Source organism: Pseudomonas sp. 3MAES_34.3B (assembly GCF_058145875.1).
This window is the reverse complement of the sequence record NZ_CM176960.1, coordinates 3,788,078-3,799,994: the sequence shown is the minus strand read 5'-3', so window position 1 is coordinate 3,799,994 and position 11,917 is coordinate 3,788,078. Positions and strand designations below refer to the sequence as shown.

The following is an 11,917-nucleotide window of genomic DNA, read 5'->3' as shown; positions in this document are numbered from 1 at the left end:
GTGGCTGCAAGTGTGCGGATGTTTAATGGGTGCCCTGCGTGGGCGTGAGGCGGCGTTGAAATGGCTTTGATCGTACAGAAGTTTGGCGGCACTTCGGTGGGCTCCATCGAGCGTATCGAGCAAGTGGCCGATAAGGTCAAGAAATTCCGCGAGCAAGGCCACGACCTGGTGGTCGTGCTTTCGGCAATGAGTGGCGAAACCAACCGGTTGATCGATCTGGCCAAACAGATTACTGATCAACCCGAGCCGCGCGAGCTGGACGTGGTGGTGTCCACGGGAGAGCAAGTGACCATTGGCCTGCTGGCCATGGCGTTGATCAAGCGGGGTGTGCCGGCGGTGTCCTACACCGGTAACCAGGTGCGCATCCTTACCGATGATGCCTATAACAAGGCGCGTATTCTGCAGATCGATGATCAGCGCCTGCGCGAAGACCTCAAGGCTGGCCGCGTGGTCGTGGTAGCCGGCTTCCAGGGCGTGGATCAGAACGGCAACATCACCACGCTGGGCCGTGGTGGCTCCGATACCACCGGTGTGGCGCTTGCAGCGGCGCTGAAGGCCGACGAGTGCCAGATTTACACCGACGTGGACGGCGTCTATACCACCGACCCGCGCGTGGTTGCCCAGGCCCAGCGGCTGGACAAGATCACCTTCGAGGAAATGCTCGAAATGGCCAGCCTGGGATCGAAGGTACTGCAGATCCGTGCCGTGGAATTCGCTGGCAAGTACAACGTCCCGCTGCGCGTATTGCACAGCTTCCAGGAGGGTCCCGGGACCCTGATCACCATTGATGAAGAGGAAACCATGGAACAGCCGATCATTTCCGGCATCGCCTTCAACCGCGACGAGGCCAAGCTGACCATCCGTGGCGTGCCGGACACCCCAGGGGTGGCGTTCAAGATCCTGGGGCCCATCAGCGGTGCCAACATCGAAGTGGACATGATCGTTCAGAATGTGTCCCACGATAACACCACCGACTTCACCTTCACGGTTCACCGCAACGATTACCAGAAGGCGCTCGGCGTGCTTCAGGCCACTGCGGCTGAAATCGGCGCCCGTGAAGTGGTTGGCGATACCAAGATCGCCAAGGTGTCGATCGTGGGCGTAGGCATGCGATCCCACGCGGGTGTTGCCAGCCGTATGTTCGAAGCACTGGCCAAGGAGAGCATCAATATCCAGATGATCTCCACGTCCGAGATCAAGGTGTCGGTGGTTATCGAAGAGAAGTACCTGGAGCTTGCCGTGCGCGCCCTGCACACGGCCTTCGACCTGGACGCGACCGCCCGACAGGGCGAGTAAGCCGACCAGAAGGGGCGCGGCCATGGCCGCGCCCTTTTTCTTTTACGGCACGGGAAGGTTCTTCCACGGCCGTTTTGGCAATCGGTTCGGCTTCGGCCGCCGTGACGCCCTTTTTTGCAGACCATTCCCGAATAAATACCGTTAGGAGATTTTCATGCTCATTCTTACCCGCCGTTGCGCCGAAAGCCTGGTGATTGGCGATGGGGAAATCACAATCACCGTGCTCGGCGTAAAGGGCAACCAGGTGCGCCTTGGCGTAGACGCGCCCAAGGAAGTGGCGGTGCACCGCGAAGAAATCTATCAGCGAATTCGCAAGGAGAAGGGCGAAGAACCAAGCCTTTAATTTTCTTCGTTTTTTTTGTTTGCAAACGGGGAAGAACGTGGTTAATATACGCCCCGTGTTGCGGAGAGGTGGCCGAGTGGCCGAAGGCGCTCCCCTGCTAAGGGAGTACACCTCAAAAGGGTGTCGGGGGTTCGAATCCCCCCTTCTCCGCCATTATTCAAGTGGGTTTGCTGGAAGGCGAATCACCTAGGCAGCACATGCACTCATAGCTCAGCTGGATAGAGTACTCGGCTACGAACCGAGCGGTCGGAGGTTCGAATCCTCCTGAGTGCACCATATCAGAGGCCCTGAAGTTTATCTTCCGGAGTCCTGAGTCCCAGGGGAGACTGGGTTAACAACGCCAACTTGCACTCATAGCTCAGCTGGATAGAGTACTCGGCTACGAACCGAGCGGTCGGAGGTTCGAATCCTCCTGAGTGCACCATATCAGAGGTTCTGAGGTTCATTCCTCAGAAATCCTGAACCCAGGGGAGACTGGGTTAACAACGCCAACCTGCACTCATAGCTCAGCTGGATAGAGTACTCGGCTACGAACCGAGCGGTCGGAGGTTCGAATCCTCCTGAGTGCACCATTTGCAAAAGCCCACATCTCCGGATGTGGGCTTTTTTTTGCTTGCTGTCCCGTCCTGAATAAGGTTTACACCTTCTGACCTATCTTCAGGAGGAGCCAATGGATTCGGGCAAAAGGCGGAGCCAGCGTGACTACACGCTAGCCTTTAAATTATCGGTCGTAGACCAGGTCGAAAAGGGCGAGTTGAGTTATAAAGAGGCTCAACGGCGCTACGGCATTCAGGGCCGGTCCACGGTACTGGTCTGGCTACGCAAGCATGGCCGGCAGGACTGGAGCCAAGGCGCCTCAATTCGAGAGCCGAGGAGCAGGTCCGTGACCGAGCCAACTCTCCCGCTGACACCCGAGCAGCGGATCAAAGAGCTCGAAGAGCAGCTGGCGCTAAGCAATCAGAAGGCGCAATTCTTCGAAGCCGTCGTGAATGTTCTGAAGAATGACTATGGTGTTTCCGTCGTAAAAAAGCGACCCGGCAAGTCCTCTCGCAAGGGCAAATCCAAGGCCTGAGCATCACCAGGGCTTGCCTGTTCATGGGCATTTCGCGCCAAGCGTATTACCAACGTAATCGAGCTTTTGACGCGAGGGCTCGTCAAGATCAAGAGGTCATGGACTTTGTTCTTGAAAAGCGCCGCCGCCAGCCCAGGATAGGCACGCGTAAGCTGCATTACCTGATGAGCGTCGAAGTCGGCGCGCCAGTGCAGGTCGGTAGAGACCGCCTATTTAGCATCTTGCGCAACGCTCGAGAACTGGTGGTGCGCAAACGGGCTTACCATAAAACGACGGACAGCCATCACCGCTTTCGCCGCCATCCGAACTTGCTCAAAGCGGGCCTAGGGCAAATCGTTGCCAGCAGGCCCGAGCAGGTCTGGGTCGCAGATATAACCTACCTACCGACACAGGAAAGCGTCGCCTACGTGAGCCTCGTGACAGACGCTTACTCGCGCAAGATCGTGGGACATCATGTGCATGAGAGCTTGCATACCGAGTCGGTGATCAAAGCGATGGAAAAAGCAGTTAGCGAACGCCGAAGCAGGCTGCCACTGATCCATCACTCAGACCGTGGAGCCCAATACTGCTCTGAGCTTTACCAGGGCTTACACGCTAGCCATGACGTCAGATGCTCAATGACCGACGGCTATGACTGCTACCAGAATGCTCTGGCAGAGAGGGTAAACGGGATCTTGAAGACCGAGCTTTTGCTATGGCGGCCTAAAAATCTGGCGGAAGCAGTGAAAATGGTGGATGAATCGGTGCTGATCTACAACGCGGAACGGCCACACCTGTCCCTGAAATACAAAACGCCCGATGCGGTGCATCGGGCGTTTTGAGACTGAAACAGGTGTAAACCTATTTCAGGACTAGACATGCCACGGAGCAGCCCCGCCTTGGCGGCGACCGGCCCGTCAGGGCCGCTGTTTCAGCGTGGCCCGGCTTGGCTTATACAGGTAGCCTTAGCTGCGCGTCGGCCGCCAGGGCGTGTACTTCACTTTCTTCTTTTTCTTCCCTTTCTTCTCCGTCATAGCCTTCTCCTCCATAGGCAGCATCTGCTTCGGTACAGTGGCGGACTTTCTCACCGCGCCGGCATCAGCATTCAATGCGCGCTTGCGGCGGGCCTTCGGCGCTTGGCTTGACGCCTCCCGCACAGCAGGCGCTACGCTGCCCGGCGTCGGGCTTGAAACACGCTCACGCTGCCCTTCGCTGTGGTCCGGGCATGACGTGTGAGTGAAGGTCAGGTGCCCGCCGCTGCCCACGCAGCGCTGTACCGTTGTGGCGCCCGCTTCGTGGCCGAAGGCAAGAAGTGCCAACATCCAGAACCTTGGGTTCAAGCTTGCCATAGCGGCCTCCCTGGCCATATTCCACTCTCCAAGCCTAGCGGATGCACCGCGCGCAGACTGAATGGTCTATTGCCGAATGCTTCGTCACATAAACCTGCTATACCTTGCCTGCATGGGCCGGCAAGCATTTGTAAATCCACAATTTAGTAACCAAAAAGTCCATCGACCGGGTATCATTGCCGCCGTCTGCCCCGCCGGGGCTCCGGAATTCCTTCCATGGACTTACCCAGTAGAACCTTAATAACGCCTTTGGCCCCTATTGCACTGATTGATTGATCTCCTGGTGTGGTCCACTACTGGGAGTGGAGTACACCTATGACCGAAGTCGAAGTCCAAAACCTGCAAGAAAGCCTGCAGGATCGCCTTGGCCAGGTAATCGAACTGCTGCACCGGCAGCGGGTGGTTGAAGACCTGACCCATCGGCAGGAAGGGCAGCACAGGGCCTTGGTCGAAAATCTCGTGCACCGGCAGAACGTCGTCGAGCTTCAGCGCAAGCTCGATGACCTGCACTCCGCCGACATCGCTTACATCCTCGAAGCCCTTCCCCTCAATGACCGCCTTACCGTATGGCAGCTTGTAAAGGCCGAACGTGATGGTGACATCCTGCTGGAAGTATCCGATGCCGTTCGCGAAACCCTTATCGCGGACATGGAAGACCACGAGTTGTTGGCGGCGGCCAAGGAAATGGACGCCGACGAGCTTGCAGACCTTGCCCCGGAATTGCCGCGCGATGTAGTGCACGAGCTCATGGAAAGCCTGGACGCGCAGCAGCGAGAGCGCGTTCGATCGGCCCTGAGCTACGAGGACGACCAGGTTGGCGCGCTGATGGACTTCGAGATGGTCACCATCCGCGAAGACGTGACCCTTGAAGTGGTGTTGCGCTATCTGCGCCGGCTACGGGAGTTGCCGGGCCATACCGATAAAGTGTTCGTGATTGACCAGGACGGTGTGCTCAAAGGCGTGCTGCCGATCAAGCGGCTGCTGGTCAATGACCCCGAGAAGCGCGTTTCGGACGTGATGGCCAATGACCCGGTCACCTTCCACCCCGACGCCGATGCCTATGAGGCGGCGCAGGCATTCGAACGCTATGACCTGGTGTCCGCGCCGGTGGTGGACAAGAACCGGCGCCTCATCGGTCGCCTTACCATCGACGAAATGGTCGACCTCATTCGTGAGGAAAGCGAAAGCGAAGTGCTGAACATGGCCGGTTTGCGCGAAGAGGAAGACATCTTCGCATCGGTATGGCGCTCGCTGCGTAACCGTTGGTCGTGGCTGGCCATCAACCTGATCACGGCCTTCGTCGCATCGCGGGTGATCGGCCTGTTCGAAGACTCCATCGAGCGGCTGGTGGCACTGGCGGCACTGATGCCCATTGTGGCGGGTATCGGCGGCAACTCGGGCAACCAGACCATCACCATGATCGTACGCGCCATGGCGCTGGACCAGGTAAGCACAGGTAACACCCGGCGCCTGCTCAAGAAGGAGCTATCCGTTGCGGTACTGAACGGGCTTATCTGGGGCGGTGTCATCGGCCTGGTGGCGTGGCTGCTGTACCACAGCTGGTCCCTTGGCCTGGTGATGACTGCCGCCATGACGCTCAACCTGCTGCTTGCCGCCTTCATGGGCGTGATCATTCCCATGAGCCTGGCGCGGGTTGGCAGGGACCCTGCCATGGGCTCCAGCGTGATGATTACCGCGGTAACCGACAGCGGCGGCTTCTTCATCTTCCTGGGCCTGGCGACACTTTTCCTGATGTGAACGTAATTAGCATAAACAAAAAGGCCAGCACGAATGCTGGCCTTTTTGCTGTGTGCACCTGCTGTGTACGCGCCCGTTGATTACGCGTCGGCGTCGGCGGACATCTCCGCATCGTGTGCGATCAACGCAATAAGCGCATTCTGCTGGCGATGAGCGAGCTGGCGGAAGCGCTGAAGCAGTTCGCGCTCATGAAGCGAGAGCTCCGGGCTGTCGAGGCGCATGCTGAGCTCCTCGCCGAGCGCACCCTCTTGAATGAGGCTCTGCTCCAGCCGCGCGATGATTTCAGAGTTCATGCTGCGGTGGTGGGTCCGGGCGACCTCAGCGATGCGTTCGCGCATCCCATCGGGAAGGCGGACGACAAACTTGTCTGCGGTGCGGCTGGAATAGACTGCCTGTTTCATTGGGCGCATATAGTTAACCGGTTGAGTTCAGGAAAGCGGTTCCTCGGAGCGGGCCGCAGGATGTGGGTACGACAGTCATTTTTACCAAACGTTCCATCAGAAGGACCGCTTGGCTGCACATTATGCCTGTGATATGCCATAACCTTGGCGCCAATTCTGTGACAAATTCTGAACTGTGCGAGGGCGCTTCGCCAGTACGGAAAATCCGAAATGTGCACTGGTTCGGAAAAATGGCACATCGCCAGCCTTTCATCCGGTCGCCCGGTGCGTTCCACTGCCTTTGGTTCGCGCAGGCACGCACGGGGAAAACCAGGGGCCCCCGCTTTTGCCCACCTGTAACACTCAAGGTACTCTGTCAGCATAGTGGCAATCAGGCTATTAGCGAGTGCGCGGTGCGCAGTACCGATCAAGAGGCGGACAAAATGCGGCGAGGGCGGCTGGTTTATCTTATAGGGGCTTCTGGCGCCGGGAAGGACAGCGTGATCGAGGCGGCGCGGGAAGGTCTGGGCGCGCGCGGTATCGAGGTGGTTCGACGGGTTATCACCCGCTCTGCCGAAGCCAAGGGGGAACAGGCCGTGGGAGTTACCCGCGAAGCCTTTGAACACATGCTCGGTCAGGGGGAATTCGCCTTGAGTTGGGGGGCCAATGGCTTGATGTACGGCATACCTGCCGACATTGAAAACAGCCTGGCCGAAGGACGCTGGGTACTGGTCAACGGTTCAAGAGGATACCTACCGCAGGCCCTGGGCAAGTACCCGGACCTTGTGGCGGTGCTGGTGACCGTTGACACGGAAGTGTTACGCCAGCGTTTGGTGAGCAGAGGGCGAGAAACGCCGGCCCAGATCGAAAGCCGGTTGTCGCGCAATGAGCGGCTGCATCATACGGCCGCTGATTGGCAGGGGGAAGCCCCTTGCTTGCATACCATTGATAACTCAGGTGCACTGCCTGACGCGGCAGCGGCGCTACTGGCAGTGATAGATCAACAACGCTTCAACGCAGCTGGGGATTGAAACGGAATTTTTTTCCCCGTATCAGCGCCAATACGAACAGCACGGCGCAGCCCAGGCTCAGCGTGAGCAGAAAGGTGCTTAGTGCGCTACTGGGGTAGGGGACAACGGCGGCTGCCAGAAAGCACAGCAAGCTACCGGCCAGGAAAATTATTGCAGACCTGGACATGCTCGAGCCCGCCTTAAAAAGTGTATCGATCCAGACGGGGCGCAGGTAGCGGCCCCTGCTCTTCCATCCCTGGGGCCGTGGTGGCCAGCACTGGCACAGGCGCGCGCTCGTGCATTCCAGCCCGCTGGGCAGCCGGCCGTTGAACCCAGTCCTGCACGTTGATGTGAACCTGAGCATTCGGGGCTTCGGCAAAAAAATGAAACGAAACTACGGCAACCATTGCCAAAGCGTTGAAGAGGTAGAGGGCGGCGTTCATCCATGTCTCCAAGGTGGTGTAGCTGGCTGACCATTCATAGCTGCCGACTACAGCGGTAGCACCCCTTGTGCCAATCCGCGCGGCATTAAAAATCCCTTTTAAATCAATACCATAGCAACACTAACTCGAAACGCTTGCATGCATTGTGCATTGTTTGACACTTTTGCCCGTGCAGATTGCACGAAGACCCTTCGTAAAGTCCAGCGGCAGTAAGGCAATGTGCCTCCATTGCTTAGATTATTTCGTTTGCACCTTCGCGTTTTATGCGCCGCCAAAGCTCGGTTTGCATCTCCCAGGGCGGGGTGATAGATTTGCACCCGCTTCGGCCGGGCCCTCCCGGCAACCTCTCGAGTGCCTGCAGCCCTGCTGGCATTGCGCATCACGTCCTTGTAGTTCAACGGATAGAACGGGGCCCTCCTAAGGCTCAGATGCAGGTTCGATTCCTGCCGGGGACACCACGCCACATCCCAACCCTGCTTCTCTTCCAGCGTAGCCCCTAAACATAGGCCTTGCCTGTCGCACACGCTTGCCTGCCAGTTCAGGGCCTTGTTGCACCAGCAATGGCCGCGCCTGCACTGAGCGAGTGCTCTGAAGTGGACCAACAGGTCCGCATCAACCTCGGGTCTATATATAAGTGCTTCATCCTTATCGGTTTTATTTCCCTGGCATACATCCTGCTCAGTTGGCCACGCTGCGGCCGCGCGCTTGGCTGCACATCGTATCGGGCAAGCTGCCGGGACAATCCTACTATCGAAGGGTGGACGTTATATGAACAACCCGTTTTCCTGGTCTGTAAAAGCCGACCTGGGCGGTATTATCGCCCCGGACGAGCGTTTGCCTTGGCCGCAGACCATCGCCCTTGGCATACAGCATGTGTTCGCGATGTTCGGCGCGACATTGCTGGCCCCGCTGCTGATGGGTTTCGATCCCAACGTCGCGATCATGATGAGCGGCATCGGTACGCTGATTTTCTTTATGGTGACGCGGGGCAAGGTGCCAAGCTTCCTGGGGTCCAGCTTTGCCTTCATCGGCGCCGTGTCCGCAGCCACTGCCTATGCGGGTAGCGGCCCCAACCTGAACATCCCGCTGGCACTTGGCGGGATCGTACTGTGCGGGCTGGTGTATGTGGCCATCGGTATTGTGGTGCAAGCCGCCGGGGTAGCCTGGATCGAGCACATCACCCCGCCGGTGGTAACAGGCACGGTGGTAGCGGTGATCGGCCTGAACCTTGCCAGTGTGCCCATCAAGACAATGGCCTCGTCGAGCTTCGATACCTGGATGCAGCTCATTACCTTTGTGTGTGTCGCCTGCATCGCGGTGTACACAAAGGGGCTGCTGCAGCGAATGCTGCTACTGGTCGGGCTGATCGCGGCAACTCTCATTTACTTCGTGCTCGCCAACCTGATGGGCCTGGGCACGCCTATCAACCTTGACCAGATCGCGGCCGCCCCGTGGCTTGGCATGCCCGCGTTCCAGGCGCCTGTGTTCACCCTGTCGGCGGCGTTGCTGATCATCCCCGTGGTGGTGATTCTGATCGCCGAGAACCTGGGGCATATAAAAGCCATTGCGTCGATTACCGGGCAGAACCTGGATAAATCGATCGGCCGCGCCTTCATTGGCGATGGCATTGCGACGGTGATAAGCGGGGGCGTGGGGGGGAGCGGCATGACCACCTACGCGGAAAACATCGGTGTAATGGCGGCGACCAAGGTGTATTCCACTGCACTGTTCATCGTCGCGGGCATTGCAGCCATCCTCCTTGGGTTGTCGCCCAAGTTCGGCGCTGTGGTGCACACCATTCCCGTGCCGGTCATGGGAGGGGTGTCTATCGTCGTGTTTGGCTTGATCGCCATTGCCGGCGCACGGATATGGGTAGAGAACCGGGTGGATTTCTCCGATAGCCGCAACCTGTTGGTCGCTGCCATCCCGCTGGTTCTGGGTACAGGTGATTTCACCTTGCACCTGGGTGGCTTTGCGCTGGGCGGGCTGGGTACCGCCACCTTCGGCGCGATCGTCCTTAACCAACTGCTCAATCGCCGCAAGGTCGCAGGCGCCGAGGTGATGAGCGCCCGGGCATCTTCGAGATAACAGCTGGGGCCGCCGAGGTCAGGGCCTCGGCTTGAGCCCGTTGAACACCAGGGCCTTGATGCTGGCGAGGGTGTCTTCGAAGAACACCGGGTCGGACAGGCTTTTGCCAGTGACCGCATGCACCTGGGCGCCGAAGTCGGCGTAGTGCTGGGTTGTGCTCCACAGTGTGAATATCAGGTGATAGGGGTCGACCGGCGCGAGCTTTCCGGCCTCGACCCACTGCTCGATCACCCCTACCTTGCTGGCCACCAGCTCACGCAGCGGCTCGGTGAGCTGCGAGCGGATCAAGGGCGCCCCTTGCATGATCTCCATGCAAAACAGCTTGGATTCGGCACAGTGGTCCCGGGACAGCTCGAGCTTTACCCGAAGGTATTGGCCAATGGCCTCGAGGGGGTCCTGCTCGGCGCTGAACCCTCGAAGCGGGGCCAGCCAGATCTCCAGCACGTGCTCCAGCACACTGACGTACAAGTCTTCCTTGCTGCCGAAGTAATAGAGCAGGTTGGTTTTGGAGACGTCCGCCGAAGTGGCCACCTGGTCCAGGCTGGTACCGTGCAACCCATATATGGAAAACAAGCCGAGCGCGGCCTGAATGATCACGGCTCGCTTGTTTTCAACCATCTGCAAGCGCCTGTTCCGCGCCTTTTCACTGATTTTGCGGCCCCCGGCCTCGGCCGCCTGAGCGTCTTTTCTGGCCGGTGCCTTGGCGGTGGGCGCGGCCTTGCGCCCCGTCCTTCGGGGTGGGGGAGCGCTGCCCTCTGACGTTTTATCGTTCACAGATTTGTCCGTGCCTCGAATCGGTCCGGCATTGTAACAGGCTGTCCGGGCCCAGGCGGAGCAGCGTTTCCCTCGGGCGGTGCACTGAAACGGCCCCTTGCGCCTCAGCACTGTGCAGAAAATCCATCCAATCGGTCTTCTTCGGACCATCTGGTCTGAATAAATCTTTCCGAATTTTTCAACGCCTTGAAAAGCAACGGCTTTTCAATCTTGGCACATACCATGCTCAGTACCTCTCAGGACGCCGCTACACAGGCTGGCGATTCAACCGGAGGCACCTATGAAAGTTGGTATCTTTATCCCCATTGGTAACAACGGCTGGTTGATCTCGGAAAACGCTCCTCAGTACAAACCGACTTTTGAGCTCAACAAGCAGATCGCCCAGCGCGCCGAAACCTATGGGCTGGATTTTCTCCTGTCCATGATCAAGCTGCGCGGCTTCGGCGGCAAAACCGAGTTCTGGGACCACAACCTCGAATCCTTCACGCTCATGGCAGGGCTGGCGGCGGTTACCAGCAAGATCAAGCTGTTTGCCACTGCGCCGTCCCTGGCGCTGCCACCGGCGATCGTCGCGCGCATGGCCTCGACCATCGACTCCATTTCCAACGGCCGGTTCGGGGTGAACCTGGTCACCGGCTGGCAGCGGCCTGAATATTCTCAGATGGGGCTGTGGCCCGGGGACGAGTTCTTCAGCACCCGCTATGCGTACCTGTCCGAGTACATCCAGGTATTGCGCGACCTCTGGGAGCAGGGCCGGTCCGACTTCAAGGGTGACCACTTCACCATGGACGACTGCCACATGAGCCCCCGGCCAAGCGCGGACATGAAAGTGATCTGTGCAGGGCAAAGCGACGCGGGCATGGCGTTCTCTGCCCAGTATGCCGACTACAACTTCTGCTTCGGCAAGGGCGTGAACACACCCAAGGCGTTCGCGCCGGCCGCGCAAAAGCTGATCGAAGCCACCCAGCGCACTGGGCGAAACGTGAGCACCTACGTGCTGATGATGGTGATTGCCGACGAGACCGACGAGGCCGCCTGGGCCAAATGGGAGCATTACAAGGCGGGCGTGGACGAAGCGGCCGTGGCTTGGCTGGGTGTTCAAGGCAGCGCGGACAAAACCTCCGGCGCGGACACCAACGTGCGGCAGATGGCCGACCCCACTTCAGCAGTGAACATCAACATGGGCACGCTGGTGGGCTCGTATGCCTCTATTGCCCGCATGCTTGATGAAGTGGCCGAAGTAGAAGGCACCGAGGGCGTGTTGCTGACCTTCGACCATTTCGTAGAGGGCGTGGAGGCCTTCGGTACCCGTATCCAGCCCCTGATGAACAGCCGGATCGCCGCGGTTTCTCCGGTGCCGTCGCAAGCCGTTGCCAGTGCCGGTGCGGTACCCAGTGAAACAGCCGAAGCCGTGGAGGCCTGAGC

At 58.9% G+C, this 11,917-nt stretch carries 12 protein-coding genes and 5 tRNA genes; 12 read left to right on the top strand and 5 right to left on the bottom strand.

All coding sequences use genetic code 11. From position 1 onward, the window contains the following. Nucleotides 1–60: 60 nt before the first annotated feature. The 7 genes from AC3Z8Y_RS16795 (at nucleotide 61) to AC3Z8Y_RS16765 (ending at nucleotide 3,532) form a co-directional block, all read left to right on the top strand. Nucleotides 61–1,296: an aspartate kinase gene (locus AC3Z8Y_RS16795; RefSeq protein ID WP_181111716.1), complete on the top strand. Its 1,236-nt coding sequence runs from the start codon at nucleotides 61–63 to the stop codon at nucleotides 1,294–1,296. Between the two features lie 154 nt (nucleotides 1,297–1,450). Beyond that, nucleotides 1,451–1,639 carry a carbon storage regulator CsrA gene (csrA, locus tag AC3Z8Y_RS16790; RefSeq protein WP_181111717.1) on the top strand — a complete coding sequence of 63 codons (189 nt, stop codon included), beginning with the start codon at nucleotides 1,451–1,453 and terminating at the stop codon, nucleotides 1,637–1,639. A 62-nt stretch (nucleotides 1,640–1,701) separates the two neighbouring features. Further along, nucleotides 1,702–1,792: transfer RNA gene (locus tag AC3Z8Y_RS16785), tRNA-Ser, on the top strand. Nucleotides 1,793–1,838: 46 nt separating this feature from the next. Beyond that, nucleotides 1,839–1,915, top strand: a tRNA-Arg gene (locus AC3Z8Y_RS16780). A 71-nt stretch (nucleotides 1,916–1,986) separates the two neighbouring features. Continuing rightward, nucleotides 1,987–2,063: transfer RNA gene (locus AC3Z8Y_RS16775), tRNA-Arg, on the top strand. A gap of 71 nt (nucleotides 2,064–2,134) precedes the next feature. Further along, nucleotides 2,135–2,211, top strand: a tRNA-Arg gene (locus tag AC3Z8Y_RS16770). A gap of 98 nt (nucleotides 2,212–2,309) precedes the next feature. Beyond that, nucleotides 2,310–3,532 (top strand): IS3 family transposase gene (locus AC3Z8Y_RS16765; protein ID WP_490086788.1). Its coding sequence is split into 2 segments (ribosomal slippage): nucleotides 2,310–2,661 and nucleotides 2,661–3,532, totalling 1,224 coding nucleotides; the frame shifts between segments, so codons are not numbered across the junction. Nucleotides 3,533–3,655: 123 nt separating this feature from the next. On the opposite strand, the gene AC3Z8Y_RS16760 is transcribed toward AC3Z8Y_RS16765, so the two are convergent. After that, a complete protein-coding gene (locus AC3Z8Y_RS16760; protein WP_490086787.1) occupies nucleotides 3,656–4,039 on the bottom strand; it encodes a hypothetical protein in 384 nt (127 codons plus the stop codon). A 315-nt stretch (nucleotides 4,040–4,354) separates the two neighbouring features. Between AC3Z8Y_RS16760 and mgtE the strand changes: the two genes are divergently transcribed. Next, a complete protein-coding gene (mgtE, locus tag AC3Z8Y_RS16755) occupies nucleotides 4,355–5,797 on the top strand; it encodes a magnesium transporter (RefSeq protein ID WP_490086786.1) in 1,443 nt (480 codons plus the stop codon). Nucleotides 5,798–5,877: 80 nt separating this feature from the next. Here mgtE and AC3Z8Y_RS16750 read toward each other — a convergent pair whose 3' ends face one another. Continuing rightward, nucleotides 5,878–6,207 (bottom strand): Arc family DNA-binding protein, encoded by a 330-nt coding sequence (locus AC3Z8Y_RS16750; protein ID WP_181111720.1) that lies wholly within the window; start codon nucleotides 6,205–6,207, stop codon nucleotides 5,878–5,880. Nucleotides 6,208–6,620: 413 nt separating this feature from the next. On the opposite strand from AC3Z8Y_RS16750, the gene phnN reads away from it, so the two are divergent. Then, nucleotides 6,621–7,208 (top strand): phosphonate metabolism protein/1,5-bisphosphokinase (PRPP-forming) PhnN, encoded by a 588-nt coding sequence (gene phnN, locus AC3Z8Y_RS16745; RefSeq protein ID WP_490090024.1) that lies wholly within the window; start codon nucleotides 6,621–6,623, stop codon nucleotides 7,206–7,208. Here the strand turns inward: phnN and AC3Z8Y_RS16740 are convergent. Both AC3Z8Y_RS16740 and AC3Z8Y_RS16735 read right to left on the bottom strand, forming a co-directional pair. Next, the gene (locus tag AC3Z8Y_RS16740) at nucleotides 7,189–7,374 is read right to left on the bottom strand and encodes a PA3371 family protein (RefSeq protein WP_490086785.1); all 186 of its coding nucleotides are present in this window, start codon (nucleotides 7,372–7,374) and stop codon (nucleotides 7,189–7,191) included. The two genes, phnN and AC3Z8Y_RS16740, sit on opposite strands and share 20 nt — an antisense overlap. Before the next feature lie 13 nt (nucleotides 7,375–7,387). Beyond that, nucleotides 7,388–7,630, bottom strand: coding sequence for a hypothetical protein (locus AC3Z8Y_RS16735; RefSeq protein ID WP_490086784.1), 243 nt, complete (start codon nucleotides 7,628–7,630; stop codon nucleotides 7,388–7,390). Between the two features lie 383 nt (nucleotides 7,631–8,013). Between AC3Z8Y_RS16735 and AC3Z8Y_RS16730 the strand changes: the two genes are divergently transcribed. Together AC3Z8Y_RS16730 and AC3Z8Y_RS16725 are read left to right on the top strand one after the other, a co-directional pair. Then, nucleotides 8,014–8,088: transfer RNA gene (locus AC3Z8Y_RS16730), tRNA-Arg, on the top strand. A 310-nt stretch (nucleotides 8,089–8,398) separates the two neighbouring features. Continuing rightward, the gene (locus tag AC3Z8Y_RS16725; protein ID WP_490086783.1) at nucleotides 8,399–9,718 is read left to right on the top strand and encodes a solute carrier family 23 protein; all 1,320 of its coding nucleotides are present in this window, start codon (nucleotides 8,399–8,401) and stop codon (nucleotides 9,716–9,718) included. 18 nt (nucleotides 9,719–9,736) lie between these two features. Here the strand turns inward: AC3Z8Y_RS16725 and rutR are convergent, their stop codons facing one another. Then, entirely contained in the window at nucleotides 9,737–10,492 is a 756-nt protein-coding gene (gene rutR, locus AC3Z8Y_RS16720; RefSeq protein ID WP_490086782.1) for an HTH-type transcriptional regulator RutR, read from the bottom strand. Nucleotides 10,493–10,772: 280 nt separating this feature from the next. Between rutR and rutA the strand changes: the two genes are divergently transcribed. Continuing rightward, nucleotides 10,773–11,915 carry a pyrimidine utilization protein A gene (rutA, locus tag AC3Z8Y_RS16715; RefSeq protein WP_490086781.1) on the top strand — a complete coding sequence of 381 codons (1,143 nt, stop codon included), beginning with the start codon at nucleotides 10,773–10,775 and terminating at the stop codon, nucleotides 11,913–11,915. Nucleotides 11,916–11,917 lie beyond the last annotated feature (2 nt).